Origin of the sequence: Micromonospora cathayae (assembly GCF_028993575.1) — a bacterium.
GTDB classification, from domain to species: domain Bacteria; phylum Actinomycetota; class Actinomycetes; order Mycobacteriales; family Micromonosporaceae; genus Micromonospora; species Micromonospora cathayae.
Genome location: NZ_CP118615.1, coordinates 2,003,348 through 2,023,979, shown reverse-complemented (window position 1 = coordinate 2,023,979; position 20,632 = coordinate 2,003,348). Strand labels below are relative to the sequence as shown.

Below are 20,632 nucleotides of genomic sequence, written 5' to 3'. Positions count from 1 at the left end.
TGGGTCGGGGGCGGACGGTCGGTCCAGGTGGGTGGGGCGGACGGTCGGTCCCAGCAGGCTCATGCGGTGGTCGGGGGCGGACGGTCAGTCCAGTGGGCGCATCCGGTGGGTGACGGTGCCGGCGGCGGCCAGCGCGCGATGGAGGCCCAGTTCGGCGGTGGGGCCCTCGGCCAGCACCAGGGCGGTACAGCCCCGCTGGTCGGCGAGGTGGACGATCCGGTCCCCGACCTGGGCGGTCGGAAAGAACTCGGGACGGCCGGGGAAGATCGGCAGGCGTTCGGGTCCGTGCCAGCCGGCGAGTCGGCCCGGGGCCGGCGGGTGCAGGAAGACCATGCCGTGCCCCGGGCCGGGGTTCAGCGGCGTGTCCAGTAGTCGGGGTCGCCGGTTCAGGGCGGTGTCGACGACAGCGGTGTAGACGTTCACCCCGAGGGAACGGCACAGCATCTCGCCGATGACCGCCCCGGCGATACGTCCGTTGACCTCGACGACCTCCGGCCCGTCGGAGGTCTGGACGAACTCGGTGTGGGCCATGCCGCCGGAGAATCCGACGGTGGCGAGCACGTCGCCGAGCCAGGTCTCCAGCCGCGCCAGTTCGTCGGGCGACAGGGCGACGGGCAGGGCGACGGCCTCCTCCCGGCGGACGGGTTCGGGGGTGTGGATGTGCACGGCCACCGCCAGCAGCCTGGTCCGCCCCTGCCAACTGATCGTCTCGGCGCTGTAGACCGGGCCGGGGAAGTACGGTTCGGCCACCAGGTGCCCGCCGAGCAGGGTGGCGTCCGGGACCTGGCGGGCGGCCCGGTCCCGGTCGGCGTCGTCGCGGATCAGCCAGACCGACCGGGACGAGGTGCCGGCGGCGTCCTTGACGATGAGCGGGTAGCCGATCGTGGTGGCCGCCGCGGTGACCGCCTCGGCAGTCGGTGTCACCCGGGTCGCGCCGGCCCGGCTGAGCCCGGCCCCGTGCAGCAGGGTGCGGACCCGGGCCTTGTCGCGCAGGGTACGGGCGGTGTCCAGGCCGAGGGTGGCCAGCCCGAAGCGTTCGGCCAGTTCGGCCCCGGGCAGCATCCAGGTGTCGGTGGAGTTGACCAGCCCGGCCAGGTCCGGGATCCGGTCGAGGACGGCGGCGCAGGCGGCCACGTCGGTGGTGTCCACGTCGATCACCGTCAGGTCGTCCGGGCCGAGGCGGTCCAGTTCGTACGAGTAGACCGACCGGTCGCCGGTGAGCAGGCACAGCCGGTGTCCGGCCCCGGTGGCGGCGTCGCGCAGCCGGGCCAGGCCGAAGGTGAGCGCCTCGAGCAGCACGATGGTCACGCCCCGGCCCTCCCGGTCGCCGTGCTCGCTCCGCTTTCCGTCGGGCGGGTCGCCTGGACGAGCAGCCGCTGCGCGTGGTTGTCGTACGGTTCTCCGGCGAACCCACCGAAGCAGCGGATGTCGACGAACCCGGCGGCCGTCAGCATCCAGCGGATCTCGGCGGCGCTGTAGACGAACTGTTCGAAGAATCCGTGCCGGGCGACGCCGTCCCGCACCAGGGTCCAGTCGCTGCGGAACCGGGTCCAGTCGTCGAGGACGGTGTCCCGCATGAACAGCCAGCCGCCGTCGACCTCGACCGCCTTCGGGGTGCCGGCCCACCGGGCGAAGACCTCCTTGCTGAACAGGTCGACGAGCAGCCGGCCGCCCGGCACCAGACTGCGCCACGCGTTGCGCAGCACGAGCTGGTTCTGTGCCGGGTCGGGGAAGTAGCCGAAGGACGTGTACATGCTGATGACCAGGTCGTAGGAGCAGGTTTCCACGAACTCCCGCATGTCGGCGCGGACCAGGCGTACCGGCCGGCCGGCCGCCTCGGCCGCCTCCCGGGCCCGGCCCAGCATCGCCGCGCTCAGGTCCACCCCGGTGACCCGGGCGCCCCGCTCGGCGAGGGGAACCGCGTAGGTGCCCGGTCCACAGCCCAGGTCGAGCACCCTGCTGCCGGCGGCCGTGTCCAGCAGCGGGGACGTCGTCACCCAGGTCCGCGCCTCACGCCGGCGTCGCGGGGTGAACAGCGCTCCCGCGAAGTCCACCCAGAACGTGTCGTCCTCGTACCACTCCACGGCAGCTCCCATTCGCGTGACGACCGATGCACCACAGGTCGCGCACTATCCCGGGAAAGTTCCCACGGTCAATGTCGAAAGAAATCGGATCGAGGAGTTCGGCTGGAACCAGACGCCTTCGCCGGGCGACAACTCTGGTAGCCGACCAGGCCGAGCCACGCCAATGCGCAGCCCTGCTTTCCCCATTCATAGAGGTCAATGCATATCTGAGGAGCGACCCGCTGATGACGTCCGAGGGCACGTCGACCACCAGGCCACCCCTGCATGCCCACATCACCGACGCGATCAAGGCGCCGGCCCTGGTCCGGCTGTCGGACAACGTGGTGCTCGCCCGCTTCGAGACCCTGAAGGTGTACGCCGCGCTGGGGGCGGTGCGGGCCCTGCTGGCAGCGGGAACCGTACGTCCCGGGGACACCGTGGTCGACAGCTCCAGCGGCATCTACGCGATCGCCCTGGCCATGGTCTGCCACCGCTACGGACTGCGCTGCCACATCGTGGCGTCGACCACGGTGACCCCGGCCCTCCGGTCCCAACTGGAGATCCTCGGTGCCACCGTGGACCAGATGCCCCCCGAGCGGAACCTGCGGCTCGACCAGCACCGACGGGTGGCCCGGGTCCAGGAACTCCTGCGCGCCGACCCACGGATGCACTGGATGCGCCAGTACCACGACCCGGTGCACCGGCTGGGCTACGCGGAACTGGCCGGACTGGTGCGCGCCGCGCTGCCCGAGGCGTCCCTCGCCGTGGTCGCCAGCGTCGGCACGGGCGCGTCGAGCGCCGGACTGGTCCAGCCGCTGCGGGAGCACGACCCCACCACCCGGCTGGTCGGCGTCCAACCGTTCGGCAGTGTCAGCTTCGGCAGCGAACGCTTCCAGGACCCGGAGGCCATCATCGCCGGGATCGGCAGCGCCATCCCCTTCGACAACGTCCGCCACGAGCTGTACGACCAGGTGCACTGGATGACCTTCCAGCACGCCATGGCCGGTTCGGTGGCGCTGATGCGCGGGCACGCGGTGTTCGCCGGGCTCTCCACCGGCGCGGCGTACCTCGCCGCCCGCTGGGAGGCCCGCCGGCATCCCGAGCGGGTGCACCTGGTGGTGGGTGCCGACACCGGACACCGCTACGTCGACCGGGTCTTCGCCCGCCACCGGGAGGCCCCCGACGCGGGGACGCTGGAACCGGCCGAGATCGTCACCCTCGACGAGCTGAGCCCGCCCTGGTCGACCATGTCGTGGCTGCGGCGCGGTTTTCCGCCCCCGCCGCACCGGGAACCCACCACCCCGGCCGCCACCCCGGCCACCCCGGCCGCCCCGGCCACCGCGACCGCCCACCGCCGGCGCCCCTGATCCCCGACCGGCGCGGCCGGGCCGGGGACGGGGTCACCGCGCCTCGGACGGGGCGGCAGGGTCAGCGGGTGCGGCCGGCCGGTGACCCGGGCCGGCGGCCCGACGCCGGTACGACCGTCGCGCCACCGCCAGCACGAGCACCGGAAGCAGGACGCACTGGGCGGCCACCACCAGCCAGAACGCGGGCAGCTGTCCACCCTGCTCGAACAGCCCGTACACCCGGCCGCCGAGCACGCCGCTGAGGCAGGCGCCGATTCCGACCGCCAGCCGCTGCTGGCCGAACACCACGGTCGCGGACCGCCTCGACCCCGCCAGCGCCGCCAGGTCGTTCTTGAGGAACAGCACCGCGCTGCCGGCGCTGATCGCGGCCACCCCGACCACCACCATGGGCCCGGTCCCGGCCGCGAACGCGACCATCCCCGCCGCCAGGCAGCCGAACCCGACGGCCATCGCCGCCGGATAGCTCGTCCGCTCCACCCGTCGCGCCGCCAGCGGCTGCCCGACCGCCAGCCCGAGCGAGTACCCCATCATGGCGACGCCGAAGAGCAGGGTCGGCACGCGGCCCTGCGCGTAGCTGGAAAGGTACTGGTAGAACTGCATGTGCACGTAGAAGGTGACGGCGGTGACGACGAAGGGCAGCAGCGCCGCACCGTGCAGCATCCGCCGGAACGGTTCCACCGGTGGGGCGTCCCCGGTGCGCTGCTCCCGGCGCAGGAAGACGTGCCCGACCGCCAGGCTCGTGTAGACCGCCGTCACGACGGCGAACATCACGCCCGGACGTACGAGCAGCAGGGCACCCACCACCGGCCCGACGGCGATGCCGAGGTTGCCGGCGGCGTTGCCGGCCGACACCAGCCGGGCGCGCTGCTCGCCGTCCGTCCCGTGCACCAGGTAGCTGCGGTACGCCGGCGAGTACAGCGACCCGCCGCCGGAGATGAGGAACAGACCGGCGATGGTGAGTGCCGGGCTCTCCCGGCCGGTGAGGAAGGCAGCGCCACCCAGGCTGTACAGGACCAGGGCGGCGACCAGGGACCGTTGCAGCCCCACCCGCTCGGCCACCGCCGCGGTGACCGGTGCGCTCGCGAACTGCACCAGCGTCGCCGCCCCGAGGACCAGGCCGACCTGCGCCATTCCCGCGCCCGTCCGGTCGCGCAGCAGCACCGCCAGGTACGGATAGACCGAGAAGGAACCGACGTTGACCAGGAAGCCACCCACCAGCACCACGAGCTGCGCACCGGTGAGGGAGCGGGCGTACCGGCCCGGGGCCCGGCGGGTCCGGCGCGGTGGCTCCGCCACCGCCGGGCTCACGGCTGCCCCACCGGGTGACCGCCGCTGGGTGTGACCCCCAGGCCGGGGGCGTCCCCGAGCACGATCCGGCCCCGGTCGAGCCCCAGCCCCCGGAAGGGCGGGTCGCGCAGCAGGAACTGGCTGTCGAGGTCGATCCGGTCGGCGAGCGGGGCCAGCAGCGCCGCCTGGCTGAGCGCCAGCTCCGACTCGGTGTTGCAGCTCAGCATCACCGAAAGGCCGAGCCGCCGGGCGGCCTCCATCACCCGGCGGGTGGCCCGGACGCCGCCCGACTTGGCCAACTTGACCACCACGCCGTCGGCGAGCCCGGCTGCGGCGTGGACGCTGGGCACGTCGGTGCAGCCCTCGTCGAGAAAGACCGGCAGCCGGCCCGGTAGTTCGCGGTAGCGGCGGTAGGCGTCGGGCGCGTCCCGGGGGAACGGTTGCTCGATGAGCTGGACGTCGAGGTCGCGCAGGCGTGGGGTCAGCTCGCGGGCGGTCGCGAGGTCCCACGCCTCGTTGGCGTCGATCCGGAGCGGCAGGCCGGTCGCGTTCCGGACCGCGACCAGCCGGTCGAGGTCCTCCGCGCCGCGTACCTTCATCTTGAACGCGCCCACCTCGGGGGCGTCCGCCGCCGCCGTCAGGGTCTCCGCCAGGCTGCCGATCCCGATCGTGTACCCGGTCTGCCGGGCGAGGGTGCGCGGCAGCCCCAGCAGCTGCCAGGTCGGTAGGCCGGCGGACCGGCCGAGCCAGTCGTGCACCGCGCCGTCCAACGCCATCCGGGCACCGATCGGCGCCGGCCAGTCGGCGATCCGGTCGAGGACCCGGTCGGGGTCGGACAGGTCGGTGCCGAGGACGCTGCCGCCCTGCCCGGCGACCGCCGCGATCACGTCCTCGACGGTCTCCCCGTGCGCCCAGGCCGGGGTGCCCTCCCCGTGGCCGGTGACGCCGTCGTGGACGATGGTCGCGACGCAGGTGTCCGTCGAGTCGTAGGCGAACCCCGAACTCCGGAAAAGCGTACGCAGCCGCAGGGTCAGCCGACCGACACGAACCTCCACACAAGACAGAATGTCACGGCGACCCTACTTACGGCAGGCCCGGCGCGGCCGGCCGGTACGGGTGACCGGCCGGCCGCGCCCGCGTACCCGTCAGAAGTCGTCGTCGAAGGTGACGCGGCCGGTGACGCCGACCTGGTACGCCGACACCCGCCGTTCGAAGAAGTTGGACAGCTCCTGCACGTCCTGGAGTTCCATGAAGGCGAACGGGTTCGTCGCGCCGTACAGCGGGGCGATGCCCAGCTGGGCGAGCCGACGGTCGGCCACGTGCTCCAGGTACCGGCGCATGTCGGCCAGCGCCAGGCCGGGTACGCCCCCGCCGAGCAGGTCCTCGGCGAACTGGGCCTCGCACTCGACCGCCTCGGCGAGCATCTCGCGTACCTGGCGGACCATCTCGTCGTCGAAGAGGTCCGGCTCCTCCCGCCGTACCGTGTCCACCACGTCGAAGGCGAACGCCATGTGCATGGACTCGTCGCGGAACACCCAGTTGGTGCCGGAGGCGAGCCCGTTCAGCAGCCCCCGGGAACGCAGGAAGTAGACGTAGGCGAAGGCCCCGTAGAAGAACAGGCCCTCGATGCACGCGGCGAAGCAGATCAGGTTGAGCAGGAACGCCCGCCGGTCCGCCCGGGTCCGCAGCTCGCGCAGCTCGTACACGGAGTCGATCCAGCGGAAGCAGAACTCGGCCTTGCCGCGGATGGACGGGATGTTCTCGATCGCGGCGAACGCGGCGAAGCGTTCCCGCTCGTCGGGCACGTAGGTGTCCAGCAGGTTCAGGTAGAACTGGACGTGCACGGCCTCCTCGAACAGCTGCCGGGACAGGTAGAGCCGGCCCTCCGGGGAGTTGACGTGCTGGTACAGGTTGAGCACCAGGTTGTTGGCGACGATGGTGTCGCCGGTGGCGAAGAACGCGACCAGCCGGGACACCAGGTGCCGCTCGGCCGGCGAGAGCCGGGCCAGGTCGGCGAGGTCGCCGTGCAGGTCGACCTCCTCCACGGTCCAGGTGTTCCGGATGGCGTCCTTGAACCGGTCGAAGAAGTGCGGGTAGCGCATCGGGCGCAGGGTCAGGTCCATGCCGGGGTCGAGCAGCATCGGCTGGACGGCCCGGTCGGTGGTGGTGGTCACTGGCACGCCTCGCAGGTCTCGGGGTTCTCCAGGGAGCAGGCCAGCGCCTCGGCGTCCAGCGCCGCACCGATCGGCCCGACCGCCGGTACGACCCCGACGAGCGACCCGACGGTCGGCGTACCGGTGGCGAGCGGCCCGACCGCCGACGTACCGCCGACAAGCGGGCCGACGGCCGACGTACCGGTGCCGGCCGTCGCGGGGCCGACGGCGACGGTGGCCTGCTGGATGCGCGTCGCGGGACGCGACCGCAGGTAGTAGGTGGTCTTCAGCCCGGACTGCCAGGCGTAGCGGTACATCGAGGACAGCTTGCCGATGGTGGGCGCGGCCAGGAACAGGTTCAGCGACTGCGACTGGTCGACGTACGGCGCGCGGGCGGCGGCCAGGTCGATCAGCGCCCGCTGCGGCAGCTCCCAGGCGGTCCGGAACAGCTCCCGCACCTCGGCGGGCAGCTCGGTGAGCCCCTGCACCGACCCCTCGGCGCCACGGATCCGCTCCCGGACCGCCGCCGTCCACAGTCCGCGCGCCTTCAGCTCGTCCACCAGGTACGTGTTGACCTGGAGGAACTCGCCGGACATGGTCTCCCGCTTGAACAGGTTGGACACCTGCGGCTCGATGCACTCGTAGCAGCCGGCGATCGAGGCGATGGTGGCCGTCGGGGCGATCGCCACCAGCAGCGAGTTGCGCAGCCCGTGCGCGGCGATCCGGGCCCGCAGCGCCGTCCACCGCCCGGTCTGGGTGGGTTCGGCCCCCCACAGGTCCGGGTGCAGGTCGCCGTGCGCGGCCCGGGTCTGCGGGTACGCCGGATGCGGGCCGAACCGTTCGGCGAGCCCGGCGGAGGTCTCCAGGGCGGTCAGCAGGATCTCCTCCTGCACCCGGGTCGACAGCTCCTTCGCCGCCGCCGAGTCGAACGGTAGGCGCAGCGTGAAGAAGGCGTCCTGCAACCCCATCAGCCCGAGCCCGACCGGCCGCCACCGGGGGTTCGACGCCGCCGCCTGCTCGGCCGGGTAGTAGTTGATGTCGATCACCCGGTCGAGGAACACCACCGCCGTGCGGACCGTGGCGCGCAGCTTCGCCCAGTCGACGCCGTCCGGGCCGACGTGCGCGCCGAGGTTGACCGAGCCGAGGTTGCACACGGCGGTCTCGGTGTCGCTGTTCACCTCCAGGATCTCGGTGCACAGGTTCGACAGGTGGATGGTGTTGCCGGGCGTCCCGGTCTGGTTGGAGAGCCGGTTGGAGGCGTCCTTGAAGGTCATCCACCCGTTGCCGGTCTGCGCGAGCGTCCGCATCATCCGCCCGTACAGGTCACGGGCCTTGACCGTGCGGACGGCCTTCTTCTCGGCCGCCCGGTACGCCTCGTCGAACGCCTCGCCGTACAGGTCGGGCAGTTCGGGGGCGTCGGACGGGTCGATCAGCGACCAGTCGGCGTCCGCCTCGACCCGGCGCATGAACTCGTCCGGGATCCAGTTGGCGAGGTTCAGGTTGTGGGTACGCCGGGCGTCCTCGCCGGTGTTGTCCCGCAGCTCCAGGAACTCCTCGATGTCCGGGTGCCACGGCTCCAGGTAGACGCAGGCCGCGCCCTTGCGCCGGCCGCCCTGGTTGACCGCCGCCACCCCGGCGTCGAGGGTCTTCAGGAACGGCACGATGCCGTTCGACCGGCCGTTGGTGCCCCGGATCAGCGCGCCCCGGCCGCGTACCCGGGACCAGGCGATGCCGATGCCGCCGGAGAACTTCGACAGCTTCGCCACCTGGTGGTACCGCTCGTAGATCGAATCGAGTTCGTCACGGGGCGAGTCGACCAGGAAACACGACGACATCTGGGTGTGCCGGGTGCCGGAGTTGAACAGCGTCGGCGAACTCGGCAGGTACGCCAGGCTGGACATCAGCCGGTAGAAGCCGACCGCCTCGTCCGGGGTGCGGGAGAGCCCGCAGGCCACCCGCAGCAGCCAGTACTGCGGCGTCTCCACCACCTGCCGCGACTCCGGGTGCCGCAGCAGGTACCGGTCCGCGACCGTCCGCAGTCCGAAGTACTCGAACCGCAGGTCACCGGCGGGGTCCACGGCGGCGTCGAGCTGCGCCGCGTGGTCGGCCACGAAGGCGGCCGTCCCGTCGCCGATCAGTCCGAGGCCGTGCGCGTACCGGATGGACTGGCTGAAGCTGGTCACCTCCTGCCCCCGGACCTCGGCGTCCACGTACGCGGCCAGCAGCCGCGCCGCCAGCTTCGAGTACTGCGGCTCCTCGCCGATCAGCTCGGCCGCCGTCTGGATCGACAACCGGTCCAGTTCCCCGGTGGTCGCCCCGTCGTACAGGCCGCTGATCGTCTTCGTGGCGACCCGCAGCGGGTCCACCTCGTCCAGGTCGGCGACCCACCGCTCGACCGCCCTGACGATCTTGTTGACGTCCACCGGTTCGGTGTCGCCGTTGCGCTTGCGCACCCGCATCACCGTCATGTCCCCCTCCTCAGCCTGTCCACGAGGCCGGGTACACGCGTGGGGGGACGCCACTGGTCGCCGGAGGGCGGGCCGGCCGTCGCCGGCCGACCGATGGCGTCGGCCGTCCCGCGCGGCCTCCGACCGCCGTACGCTGCCGCGCACGGCGTGCTGGCAGGTCTTCGGACTCGCGGGCCGGACCGGACAGTCCCGGTCGCCTACTGGCCGTCGCTTCCCGGGCCGGACGGCCCAGTGCTGTGTGACGGCGGTCGTTCCCACTCACCGCTGCGGGGCAGCCCCGGATTCGCACCGGGTTCCCTCTTGCCTCGGCCACCCCCGTCAGGGAGCACCCGAACCAGCTACGGGCAGCACTATATCTGGTGTGGCCGGACGACAAGCAACACCATATGTCGCCCTCGGCGTGTCGCCTTCGTGATCTTGCCCGCCGGGACGACGGCACGTACGATGCGCGCCGCCCCGTGCTCCGTACCGGGTCAGCGGGCACCCGCCGCGCGCCGCTTGTTCCAGACGTCGAAGGCGACGGCGACGAGCAGTACCAGGCCCTTCACCACCGACTGCACGGACTGGTCGACCCCCATGAGCTGCATGCCGTTGCTCATCACCGCCATGATCAGCCCGCCGACCATCGCGCCGACCACGGTGCCGACCCCGCCGGTGACCGCCGCCCCGCCGATGAAGGCCGCCGCGATGGCGTCCAGCTCGAACATGTTGCCGGCCGCCGGCTGGGCCCCGTTGGACCGGGACGAGTAGATGACGCCCGCCACGGCGGACAGGAAGCCCATGTTCACGAACACCCAGAAATTGACGGTACGCACCCGCACCCCGGACAGCATCGCCGCCGGCAGGTTGCCACCGATCGCGTACACCTGCCGACCGAACACGGTACGGCGGGTGAGCAGGCCGTAGACCAGCACCAGCACCGCCAGCACGATCAGCACGATCGGCAGGCCCCGGGCGTGGGCCAGCTGCCAGGCGAAGGCCATCACCACCGCACCGACCAGCACCACCCGCGCCACGAACAGCGGGAACGACTCCACCTTCTGCTCGTACCGGATCCGGGCCACCCGGGTCCGGAAGACGGCCACCGCGTACCCGGCCACCGCGAACGCCCCGATGAAGAGGGTGAACGCGTCGAAGCCCTGGCCACCGAAGAGGCCGTTGAGGAAGCCGGCGGCGACCTGCTGGTACTCGGCGGGGAACGGCGACAGCGAGATGTTGTCCAGCACCCGCAGGGTGAGACCGCGGAACAGCAGCATGCCGGCCAGGGTGACGATGAAGGCCGGGATGCCGGCGTACGCGACCCAGAAGCCGTGCCACGCGCCCACCGCGACGCCCACCGCGAGCGCGGCCAGCACACCGATCCACCACGGGTGGCCCTCGCGGATCACCAGCACCGCGGAGACCGCGCCGGTGAGCGCGACCACCGACCCCACCGACAGGTCGATGTGGCCGCCGATGATCAGGATGACCATGCCGATCGCCAGCACCAGGATGTACGAGTACTGGAGGACGATGTTGGTGATGTTGCCCGGACTCAACGAGACACCGTCGGTGAGCACGGCGAACAGGCCGACGATCACGACGAGGGCGATGTAGATGCCGCTCTGCCGCAGGTTGCCGAGGATCAGCGTCCGGGGATCGCTGGTGCCGGCGTGCAGGGCGGCGGCGGAGGCCCCGCCGGACGACCCGGTCGCCGGGGTGCTGGAACGCTTCGTGGTGGTCATCCGACGAGATCCCTGTCCTTCGTCATGAGTTCCATGAGCTTCTCCTGGGTGGCCTCCCCCACCGGCAGCACGCCGGTGATCCGGCCGGCGGCGAGGGCGTAGATCCGGTCGCACATGCCGAGCAGTTCGGGCAGCTCGGAGGAGATGATGACGACGGCCTTGCCGTCGGCGACCAGCCGGTTGACGATCGTGTAGATCTCGTACTTCGCGCCCACGTCGATGCCCCGGGTGGGCTCGTCCAGGATCAGCACGTCCGGGTCGGTGAACAGCCACTTCGACAGCACGACCTTCTGCTGGTTGCCGCCGGAGAGCTTGCCGACCACCGACATGACGCTCGGGGTCCTGATGTTCATCTCGCGGCGGCCCTGCTCGGCCACCCTGATCTCCTCGTTGCCGTTCACCCAGCCGAGGCGGGCCAGCTTGCCCAGGGCGGCGGCCGAGATGTTGCCGCGCACGTCGTCGATCAGGTTGAGGCCGTACCGTTTCCGGTCCTCGGTGGCGTAGGCGATGCCGTGCCGGATCGCCTCGGCGACCGTACGGGCCCGCACCTGGCGGCCGTGCACGAACAGCCGACCGGTGACGTCCCGGCCGTACGAGCGGCCGAACACGCTCATCGCCAGCTCGGTACGCCCGGCGCCCATCAACCCGGCGATCCCGACGACCTCCCCGGCCCGGACGTCGAGCGAGGCCCGGTCGACCACCAGCCGGTCCTGCGTCGGGTGCCGCACCGACCAGTCCTCGATGCGGAACACCTCCGGCCCCGGCGACGACCGCCGCTGCGGGTAGAGGGCGGCCAGGTCCCGGCCGACCATGCCGCGGATGATCCGCTCCTGGGTGACCGGCTCGGCCCTCATGTCGAGGGTCTCGACCGTCCGGCCGTCCCGGATGACGGTGGTCGAGTCGGCGACCGCGGTGATCTCACCGAGCTTGTGGGAGATCATGATGCAGGTGATCCCCTGGTCCCGGAGCCGGCGCAGCAGGTCCAGCAGGTGCGCCGAGTCGGTGTCGTTGAGCGCGGCCGTCGGCTCGTCCAGGATCAGCAGCCGGACCTTCTTCGACAACGCCTTGGCGATCTCCACCAGCTGCTGCTTGCCCACCCCCAGTTCGACGACCGGGGTGACCGGGTTCTCGGCGAGCCCGACCGAGGCGAGCAGCCGGGCGGCCTCGGCGTTGGTGCGGTTCCAGTCGATCAGCCCGCCGCGTCCGCGCCGCTCGTTGCCGAGGAAGATGTTCTCGGCGATCGACAGGTACGGCACCAGCGCCAGCTCCTGGTGGATGATGACCACCCCGTGCGCCTCGCTGTCGCGGATGTCCCGGAAGTGCACCGGCTCGCCGTCGAGGACGACCTCGCCCTGGTAGCTGCCGGCCGGGTACACCCCGGACAGCACCTTCATCAGGGTGGACTTGCCGGCGCCGTTCTCGCCGCAGACCGCGTGGATCTCCCCTCGTCGCACCCGGAGCGAGACGTCCTGGAGTGCCGTCACGCCCGGGAAGGTCTTGGTGATGCCGCGCATCTCGAGGATGTCGTCGCCCATCGGAACCGTCCCCCCTCGTCGCCGTGGTACCCCGCAACCGGCCCGGCCCGGTGGTGCGGTCGCACCACCGGGTCCGGAGCGGGTCAGCCCTTCGCCTGCCCGGCGGCGACCTCTTCGGCCGTCCAGTACCCCGAGTCGACCAGCACCGGCTTGATGTCGTCCTTGTAGACGGTCTGCACCGGCAGCAGGTACGACGGCACGACCTTGACCCCGTTGTCGTACGTGGTGGTGTCGTTCGCCTCGGGCTTCTTCTCCTGAAGGAACGCCTCGGCGGCGGCCACCGCCTGCTCGGCCAGCAGTCGGGTGTCCTTGAAGACGGTGGAGCCCTGGACACCGTCGTTGATCAGCTTCACCGACGCGATCTCGGCGTCCTGGCCGGTCACCACCGGCATGGGCTTGGCCGCCGCGCCGTAGCCGGCGTTCTGCAGCGCGGTGATGATGCCCCGCGAGATCCCGTCGTACGGCGAGAGCACGCCGTCGACCTTGCTGCCGTCGGCGTAGCTGGAGGTGAGCAGATCCTCCATCCGCCTCTGCGCGGCCTCCTGCTGCCAGCGCAGGATGGCGATCTGCTCGATCTTCGTCTGGCCGGACTTCACCTTCAGGGTGCCGGCGTCGATGAACGGTTTCAGAGTGTCCATGGCGCCGCTGTAGAAGAAGTGCGCGTTGTTGTCGTCCAGCGAGCCGGCGAAGAGTTCCACGGTGAACGGTCCGGATGCGTTGCCCTTCGCGCCGTCCTTCGTCTGGAGGCCGAGGCCGACCAGCAGCGCGTTGGCCTGCGCCACGCCGACCTTGTAGTTGTCGAAGCTGACGTAGAAGTCGACGTTCGGGCTGTTCCGGACGAGCCGGTCGTACGCGATGACCGGGATCTTCGCGTCCGCCGCCGCCTGGAGCTGGCCGCTGAGCGCGGTGCCGTCGATCGCCGCGACGATCAGCACGTCCGCGCCCTGCGTGATCATCTGGTCGATCTGCTGTGACTGGGTCGGGATGTCGTCCCCGGCGTACTGGAGGTCGACCTTGTACCCCTTGGCCGACAGTTTCTCCTTCACCGAGTTGCCGTCGGCGATCCACCGTTCCGAGGTCTGGGTGGGCATCGACACCCCGATCGTCAGGTCGCCGGGCTGCTTTCCGCCGGTGTCCCCGCCGCCGCCGGCACCGTCGCCGCTACAGGCCGCCATGCTGACCGCGAGCGCCACTCCGCCGAGAGCGGCCAGGATTCGTCTGCGCACGGGCTTCCCCTCTCCTCCGGGGCTCCACCGACACCCGAACGCCGACACGGCGAGTGTCCGCGAACACCTCGGGGCCGGTCCGTCCCGGGACGGGGACGCCGCCGGTGGTGGTGTGGGCGGGCAGGCGCGATGAGCGGTCACCTGGCGGTGGAGCGGAACCATGATGTTATCGATCACATCGTAGATCGCAACTATAGACCTCTCCGAATTTTTAGCGAGCGGACGAGCCGGACGCCGTAGACCCGCATCCGGCAGCGCGAGTGCCCCTGACACCGAGACCCCGATCCGGCCGGAGCGCAGCCCGCGGCGCGCCAGTTGATCCATCTCCTTGAATCTTGACGAGCACTTATGTTATCGCTCACAGTGTGGTGGCGTCAGCAGGGACCGGCCGATCCGTACCGATGACGGAAGGAGCCCACCCCGGCAGCGGGAGCCGGTTGCTGGTAACGCTCACACCCCCGACACCGCCCCACCCCACCCCACCACCGGAGGAGACGATCGTGACGGTCGCACCCGGAACCACCGCCAGCCTCAGGCGCACAGCGGCGTGGCTCGTGAGCCTGGTCCTGCTCGCCACCCTGCTACCGGGCAGCCCGGCCCGCGCCGACAACCCGATCGTGCAGCACATCTACACCGCCGACCCGGCGCCGATGGTGCACAACGGCCGCGTCTACGTCTACACCGGCCACGACGAGGACGGATCCACGTACTTCACGATGAAGGAGTGGCGGGTCTTCTCCTCCGCCGACATGGTCAACTGGACCGACCACGGCGTACCGATGAACCTCGGCACCTTCGCCTGGGCGGAGAAGGACGCCTGGGCCGGCCACGTCATCCCGCGCAACGGCAAGTTCTACTGGTACGTGCCGGTCAAGCAGCGCGGCGGTGGCATGGTGATCGGCGTCGGCGTCGCCGACAGCCCGACCGGTCCGTTCCGGGACGCGATCGGCCGGCCCCTGGTCGGCAACGGCGAGATCGACCCGCACGCCTTCATCGACGACAACGGGCAGGCGTACCTCTACTGGGGCAACCCCAACCTCTGGTACGTCCGGCTCAACCAGGACATGATCTCGTTCTCCGGCAGCCCGACCCAGATCCCACTGACCACCGCCGGGTTCGGCACCCGCACCGGCAACGCCAGCCGGCCCACCCTCTACGAGGAGGGTCCCTGGGTCTACAAGCGCAACGGCCTGTACTACAACGTCTTCGCGGCGGAATGCTGTAGCGAGTTCATCGCCTACTCCACCGCCCCCGGCCCGACCGGCCCGTGGACCTACCGGGGCACCGTGATGCCCCGCCAGGGCAGCAGCTTCACCAACCACCCCGGCATCATCGACTTCAACGGCGGGTCGTACTTCTTCTACCACAACGGCGCGCTGCCCGGCGGCGGCGGCTTCACCCGTTCGGTCGCGGTGGAGAAGTTCAGCTACAACAGCGACGGCACCATCCCGGTGCTGAACATGACCACCGCCGGGGTGCCGCAGGTGGGCACGCTGAACCCGTACGTCCGGCAGGAGGCGGAGACGATCGCCTGGGGCTCCGGGATCGAGACCGAACCGGCCAGCGGCGGCACCCTCAACGTCGGATGGATCAACAACGGCGACTACATCAAGGTCAAGGGGGTCGCCTTCGGTACCGGGGCCACCTCCTTCACCGCCCGTACCGCGTCCGCCGCCAGCGGCGGCACCATCGAACTCCGACTGGACAGCGCCACCGGACCGTTGGTGGGCAGCTGCCGGGTGGCCGGCACCGGCGGCTGGCAGACCTGGACCAACACCTCCTGTACGGTCAGCGGCGCGACCGGCACCCGCGACCTGTACCTCCGGTTCACCGGTGGCAGCGGTGAGCTGTTCAACCTCGACTGGTGGCAGTTCACCTCCGGCACCAACCCCACCACGTCCTACCGCATCACCAACCGCAACAGCGGCCAGGTCGTCGACGTGCAGTCGCCCAACCTGAACGACCTGGCCGTGCTCGGCCAGTGGCCCGGCAACGGCAACGCCTGGCAGCAGTGGCGGTTCAACGACGCCGGCAACGGCAACGTGACCCTCCAGAGCGTGCACAGCGGCAAGTGCGCCGACGTGGTGAACGCGTCGACCGCCGACGGCGCGGGCATCGTCCAGTACAGCTGCCACGGTGGCGCCAACCAGCTCTTCACCTGGCGGTCGACCGGCGACGGGTACTACAACCTGGTCAACGCCAACAGCAACAAGTGCGTCAACGTGGCCGGCGGCTCGACCGCCCAGGGCGCGGTCCTGGAGCAGCGCACCTGCGGCTCCGCCACCAGCATGCAGTGGTCCCGCGCCTGAGCGGGCCTTCTCCCGGGTGACCGGGAACGGTTGCACCGGCAGCTGTTCCCGGTCCCCCCGACCCGGAAATCCCGACACATGCCGCAAGCGGGGTCGTCCACCATGTCCGTTGACGCGACCGACGATAGGGTCAGGGCGTTACGCACCAGTCCGCCTGAACCACCCGATTCGACAGGGGTTTCGCGATGGCAAAGGTAATCTCGACGCTGTTCATCTCAGCCGACGGGGTGGTCGAGGTCGACCCCGAGTGGCACTTCCCCTACTTCGACGACAACATGGGCCGCGCCGTCGACGAGGACTACGACAGCGCCGACGTGCTGCTCGTCGGCCGGGAGACGTACGACAGCCTGGCCAGCGCGTGGCCGGACCGGGAGCACGAGGACGGCGACGAGGCGCCGTTCGCCAAGCGGCTCGGGGACCTGCGCAAGGTGGTCGTCTCGCACCAGCCGCAGAAGTTCTCGTGGCGCAACTCGGAGCAGCTCAAGGACGACCTGGTCGAGGGCGTCACCGCGCTCAAGGCCGACCCCGGCGTCCGGGGGGTGCTGATCTCCGGTTCGATCTCGGTGGTGCAGCAACTGCTCGCCGCGCAGCTCCTCGACGAGCTGCGGCTGCTGGTACACCCGGTGGCGGCGCGGAAGGGCCGCAAGCTCTTCGAGGACGGTGACACGCCGGTGCACATGAAGGTGGTGTCCACGCAGACCTTCCCCACCGGCGTGATCCGGGTCGTCTACGCCCCGACCGACGCGCCGCCGCCGTCAGCGGAGTGACCAGCCGGCGCACCACCGGCGGCGGGCCGCCTCACCAGTCCCCCGACGGCAACGGGCCGCCCCCGTCGCGCAGCAGGGCGGCGAGGGCGGCCCGGGAGCGGACGCCGAGCTTGCGGTACACCCTGGTCAGATGGGCTTCGACGGTCCTTTCGGTCACGTAGAGCCGCACCGCGACGGCCCGGTTGGTGAGGCCCTCGGCGACCAGCACGGCGACCCTGCGCTCGGCCTGGGTGAGGTCGTGTCCGGTGACGACCGCCACCCGCCGCCGCCCGGCACCGTTCCGGCGCTGCGCGTTCACCACCTGCTCCCGCAACCAGGCGGACGGCGTCCGTTCGGCGATCACCCGGGCGAGGTGGATGTGGTCCCGGGCGGGACCGGGTTCGCGCAGCGCCTCGAAGCAGCCGGCCGCCATGAGGTGGGCCTCACCGAGCCACAGATCGGCCTGCTGGCCGGCGAAGAGCCGGACGGAGTTCTGGGCGGCGGCCAGCGCGCCGCCGGGGTCCCGGCGGGCGAGCAGCACCTGCGCGGTCGCCAGCTGCGCCTCGGCCCGCCGGATCGGCAGGCCCAGGTCGGCGGCGGCGGCCTCGGCCCGCTGCGACCAGACGTACGCCTCGTCGAGCATGCCCCCGGCGACCAGGAACTCGGCGTGCCCGGCGAGCCACTTCGGTTGGATGTGCCGCTGGTGCAGGTGCCCCCGGCCGGGCCGGATCAGCGTGCTGATCAACTGGCGGGCCTCGGCGTGCCGGCCCTGGGCGAAGCGGATGTGGGACAGCACCGCCACCGCCGTGTCCCGCAACGTCGGGTCGTCCCGGGTGGCCCGGACAGCCTCGGCACCGACCGGGGCGGCGGCGTGCGGGCCGGCGTGCCAGAGCAGCGCCATCGCCCGGTAGGTGAGGGCGACACCCACCGCCTGCCGCGCGCCGACCGACCGACCTACTCGTTCCGCCTCGAGCGCCGCCGTGATCGCCTCGGTCAGTCGGCCGCTGCCGGCGGCGATCCGCGCCTGGCCGGCGAGGAGGCCGGGCAGCACGTGCAACTGGCCGTGTTCCCGGGCCAACCCGACCGCCCGGGTGACGTGGCGCAGCGCCTCCTCCTTCTGCAGGACGACGCCCTGCACCCAGGCCAGCCATTCCGGGACGTCGAGGCAGCCGGCGAGGTCCCGGTCCGACATGGCGTCGACGAGTGCCTCGGCGGCCCGTACCTCGTCCACCGCGACCTCGATCAGGCCGTACGCGGCGGCCCCGGCGGCGAGGGTGCTGCGGGCGACCGCCGCCATCGGCGCGTCCACCGCCGCCAACGGTGCGTCCGTCTCCGCTCCGGTCGCCGCACGGACCTCGGGGACCAGCCGGTTCAGCTCCTCCCACCGGCCGTGCCGGGCGGCGAGCCGGCCCTGCGCCACGGCGAGTCGCGGTCGTTGCCGCGCTGCCGTACCGGCGTGCTCGCGGGCCAGCACGGCCAGGCCGGACACACCGTGACCGAGCAGGCCCGCGAGTTCGGCCCGCAGCACGACCGCGGCCAGCCGCGTCTCCCGACCGTGCTCCGGATCGGAGCCGGGCCGCCCATCGTGGCCGGACCGCGTCTCCGGACCGGGCCGCGCGTCCGGACCGGGCCGCGCTGCACCGTCGGGCGGTGTGGACCGCTCCGGGTCGGAGCCGGGCCGCGCATCCGGGCCCGGCCCGGTGTCGAGGGACGCCTGGGCGAGGCGGAGCGCGCGGGTGAGGTCACCGGCCGCGGCCGTCGCCCGCGCCTGGACCAGCAGGGCGGCCGCCCGCGCGGCCGGATCGCCCGCCGGGGCCAGGGTGACCGCGAGAGCGCCGAGCCGGGCCGCCAGCGGCGGGTCGACCGCGACCAGTTCCCGGGTCACCTCGTGGAGCCGGGCGAACCGGGGCGCGGCCGGGCCGGCCCGCAGCAGGTGCCAGCCCCGGGTAGCCGGGTCGGCACCGCGCTGGCGCAGCGCCGCCTCGGCGCGCAGGTGCGCTCCGGCGCGCCAGCGCGCGGGGGCGTCCCGGTACGCGGCCGCCCGGACCAGGGCGTGCCGGGGCTGCGGTAGGTGGCCGTCCGCCGGGTACCGGAGCAGGTCCAGCCGGACCAGCCGGTCCAGCGCGTCGACGACGACGGCCCGCCGCTGCTGCCCGACCTCCGCCACCGCGCCCGGGTCGGCCAGTTCGCCGAGGACGGCGACGGCGTGCAGGACCCGGCGGGTCGACTGGTCGGCGAGGTCGGCCTCCGGCCCGAGCAGCCCGGCCAGCGGCCGGGACGGGCCGAGTTCCACGACCCGTTCGAGCACCAGGGTGCCGTCGGGATCGACCAGTTCCGGATGTACGGCCAACACGGCGAGCAGCCCCGGCAGCCCTCCGGCGACGGTGGCCAGCAGCGTCCGCCGGGCCGCCGGCAGCTCCGGCGGGAGCAGGGCCTGCGCCGCCGGGGCGGACAGCGCACCCAGCGGTACGGACAGCCGTCGCGTCCATCCGCCGGACACCGGGCGCAGCAGGTCCGGTGGTGCCTGCCGGGGCCGGTACGCGCAGACCAGCGCCAGCCGCCCGGCGGGTGCCGCGTCGAGGAGGTGCCACCACGCGGCCAGCCCCGCCGGTTCGGCCCGGTGGGCGTCGTCGAGGACGGCGACGACGGGGCGGATCCGGCTGAGGCGGCCGAGCCGGGCCACCGCCGTGGGCGTCCACCGGTGGGCGGCGACGGCGTGGAACCCGTCCGGCAGTTCCCGGAGCAGACGGGTCAGGAAAGCCGTCTTCCCGGCACCCGGGTCGCCGGTGATCTCGACGAGGGTCGGACGCCTCGGCGTGAGCGCGGCGAGACCGGCGAGGACCGTGGAGAGTTCCGTGTCCCGTCCCACCAACATGGACATCCACCCACGATAGGCGGCCCGTACGGGTGATCCGAGTACGGGATTTCCCCAATGCTCCCGCCGGTACCGCCTGGTGATCATGTGCGCGGTTCCGCCGCTCGGCGGGATCACCGGCAACAGGCGAAGTTGAGGAGACCTGAGTTGCCCAGACGTGGATGGCGCCGGCTGATGACGCCGGCGCTCGTACTGACGTTGGTGGTGTCCGGGATCGGCGGGCAGGGCGTGGCGAACGCCCGACCCGCCGAGGACCGGGCCCCGGCCACCGTGGCGGCGACGTCGACCGTGGGCACCACGGCGGACGGCGCGGCGCTGGTACGCGGTGTCTTCTTCATGCAGGGCGAGGTGGGCCGCAAGCTGGAGCGGCTGCCGTACGTCTTCATGGACGCCGAGAACCTGCGCAAGAACCGGTCCGCCAGGGCGGTGGAGGGGGTGAACCGGCTGATCGGGGCGGCCGAGGCGGCCCGGCCGGGCATGCTCGCCAGCTTCTCCACCCGGATGCGCAGCGGCGACCCGTACCAGGTCGAGGCGGCGCTCAACGACGCGGGCGCGGCGTTGCGGGCGGTGATGGTGGACCAGCCGATGACCCTCAGCGGGGAGGAAGAGGAGGAGGTGGACACGGCGGCCACCGTGCACACCGCCACCACGGTGGTGAACGTGGGGGCCGCCGTGGTGGCGCTGGCCGTGTTCGTCGCGGTCGCCGCCGTGCTGGTCCTGGTGGCGCTGATCAACACGCCGGAGGAGCCCCCGGGGGGCTACCGGACCCTGGAGACCGAACGGCTCATGGCGCTGTTCGCCACCGAGCTGCGCACCATCTGAAACCGGGCGGTCCGGGCGGGTTCCCGTGCCCGCCCGGACCACCCCTTCCGTGAGGAG

Annotated in this window: 14 protein-coding genes and 1 riboswitch; of the genes, 4 read left to right on the top strand and 10 right to left on the bottom strand. The window is 72.0% G+C overall.

Annotated features, from left to right (window positions below):
- Positions 1-84 precede the first annotated feature (84 nt).
- Both PVK37_RS09345 and PVK37_RS09340 read right to left on the bottom strand, forming a co-directional pair.
- Positions 85-1,308 carry an ATP-grasp domain-containing protein gene (locus PVK37_RS09345; RefSeq protein ID WP_275033409.1) on the bottom strand — a complete coding sequence of 408 codons (1,224 nt, stop codon included), beginning with the start codon at positions 1,306-1,308 and terminating at the stop codon, positions 85-87.
- Complete coding sequence (locus PVK37_RS09340) at positions 1,305-2,084, bottom strand: class I SAM-dependent methyltransferase (RefSeq protein WP_275033408.1); 780 nt, start codon at positions 2,082-2,084, stop codon at positions 1,305-1,307. Before PVK37_RS09340 ends, PVK37_RS09345 begins: the two co-directional genes overlap by 4 nt.
- 224 nt (positions 2,085-2,308) lie before the next feature.
- Between PVK37_RS09340 and PVK37_RS09335 the strand changes: the two genes are divergently transcribed.
- Complete coding sequence (locus PVK37_RS09335; RefSeq protein ID WP_275033407.1) at positions 2,309-3,430, top strand: cysteine synthase family protein; 1,122 nt, start codon at positions 2,309-2,311, stop codon at positions 3,428-3,430.
- Positions 3,431-3,463: 33 nt separating this feature from the next.
- Here the strand turns inward: PVK37_RS09335 and PVK37_RS09330 are convergent, their stop codons facing one another.
- The 7 genes from PVK37_RS09330 to chvE form a co-directional block, all read right to left on the bottom strand.
- The gene (locus tag PVK37_RS09330; RefSeq protein ID WP_275033406.1) at positions 3,464-4,738 is read right to left on the bottom strand and encodes an MFS transporter; all 1,275 of its coding nucleotides are present in this window, start codon (positions 4,736-4,738) and stop codon (positions 3,464-3,466) included.
- Complete coding sequence (locus PVK37_RS09325; RefSeq protein ID WP_275033405.1) at positions 4,735-5,772, bottom strand: enolase C-terminal domain-like protein; 1,038 nt, start codon at positions 5,770-5,772, stop codon at positions 4,735-4,737. Before PVK37_RS09325 ends, PVK37_RS09330 begins: the two co-directional genes overlap by 4 nt.
- Positions 5,773-5,862: 90 nt before the next feature.
- The gene (locus PVK37_RS09320; protein ID WP_275035052.1) at positions 5,863-6,858 is read right to left on the bottom strand and encodes a ribonucleotide-diphosphate reductase subunit beta; all 996 of its coding nucleotides are present in this window, start codon (positions 6,856-6,858) and stop codon (positions 5,863-5,865) included.
- Positions 6,859-6,887: 29 nt separating this feature from the next.
- Positions 6,888-9,338 carry a ribonucleoside-diphosphate reductase subunit alpha gene (locus PVK37_RS09315; RefSeq protein WP_275033404.1) on the bottom strand — a complete coding sequence of 817 codons (2,451 nt, stop codon included), beginning with the start codon at positions 9,336-9,338 and terminating at the stop codon, positions 6,888-6,890.
- A gap of 135 nt (positions 9,339-9,473) precedes the next feature.
- Positions 9,474-9,692, bottom strand: a riboswitch (cobalamin riboswitch).
- A gap of 119 nt (positions 9,693-9,811) precedes the next feature.
- Complete coding sequence (gene mmsB, locus PVK37_RS09310) at positions 9,812-11,062, bottom strand: multiple monosaccharide ABC transporter permease (RefSeq protein WP_275033403.1); 1,251 nt, start codon at positions 11,060-11,062, stop codon at positions 9,812-9,814.
- Positions 11,059-12,597, bottom strand: a complete 1,539-nt coding sequence (mmsA, locus tag PVK37_RS09305) for a multiple monosaccharide ABC transporter ATP-binding protein (RefSeq protein WP_275033402.1) — start codon at positions 12,595-12,597, stop codon at positions 11,059-11,061. The genes mmsB and mmsA overlap by 4 nt, the downstream gene beginning before the upstream one ends.
- 83 nt (positions 12,598-12,680) lie before the next feature.
- Positions 12,681-13,823, bottom strand: coding sequence for a multiple monosaccharide ABC transporter substrate-binding protein (chvE, locus tag PVK37_RS09300; protein ID WP_275033401.1), 1,143 nt, complete (start codon positions 13,821-13,823; stop codon positions 12,681-12,683).
- 554 nt (positions 13,824-14,377) lie between these two features.
- On the opposite strand from chvE, the gene PVK37_RS09295 reads away from it, so the two are divergent.
- Both PVK37_RS09295 and PVK37_RS09290 read left to right on the top strand, forming a co-directional pair.
- Positions 14,378-16,132, top strand: coding sequence for a family 43 glycosylhydrolase (locus PVK37_RS09295; protein WP_423791065.1), 1,755 nt, complete (start codon positions 14,378-14,380; stop codon positions 16,130-16,132).
- 185 nt (positions 16,133-16,317) lie between these two features.
- Entirely contained in the window at positions 16,318-16,899 is a 582-nt protein-coding gene (locus PVK37_RS09290) for a dihydrofolate reductase family protein (RefSeq protein ID WP_275033399.1), read from the top strand.
- A gap of 31 nt (positions 16,900-16,930) precedes the next feature.
- On the opposite strand, the gene PVK37_RS09285 is transcribed toward PVK37_RS09290, so the two are convergent.
- Positions 16,931-19,759, bottom strand: a complete 2,829-nt coding sequence (locus PVK37_RS09285) for a helix-turn-helix transcriptional regulator (RefSeq protein WP_275033398.1) — start codon at positions 19,757-19,759, stop codon at positions 16,931-16,933.
- Positions 19,760-19,900: 141 nt separating this feature from the next.
- Here PVK37_RS09285 and PVK37_RS09280 point away from each other — a divergent pair, with 141 nt between their 5' ends.
- Positions 19,901-20,575 carry a sporulation delaying protein family toxin gene (locus PVK37_RS09280; protein WP_275033397.1) on the top strand — a complete coding sequence of 225 codons (675 nt, stop codon included), beginning with the start codon at positions 19,901-19,903 and terminating at the stop codon, positions 20,573-20,575.
- The last annotated feature ends 57 nt before the right edge of the window (positions 20,576-20,632 follow it).

Coding starts and splice junctions, on each gene's coding strand:
- PVK37_RS09335 (WP_275033407.1), top strand. CDS start 2,309: ATGACGTCCGAGGGCACGTCGACCACCAGGCCACCCCTGCATGCCCAC.
- PVK37_RS09320 (WP_275035052.1), bottom strand. CDS start 6,858: ATGCTGCTCGACCCCGGCATGGACCTGACCCTGCGCCCGATGCGCTAC.
- PVK37_RS09315 (WP_275033404.1), bottom strand. CDS start 9,338: ATGACGGTGATGCGGGTGCGCAAGCGCAACGGCGACACCGAACCGGTG.
- mmsB (WP_275033403.1), bottom strand. CDS start 11,062: ATGACCACCACGAAGCGTTCCAGCACCCCGGCGACCGGGTCGTCCGGC.
- mmsA (WP_275033402.1), bottom strand. CDS start 12,597: ATGGGCGACGACATCCTCGAGATGCGCGGCATCACCAAGACCTTCCCG.
- PVK37_RS09290 (WP_275033399.1), top strand. CDS start 16,318: ATGGCAAAGGTAATCTCGACGCTGTTCATCTCAGCCGACGGGGTGGTC.
- PVK37_RS09285 (WP_275033398.1), bottom strand. CDS start 19,759: ATGTCCATGTTGGTGGGACGGGACACGGAACTCTCCACGGTCCTCGCC.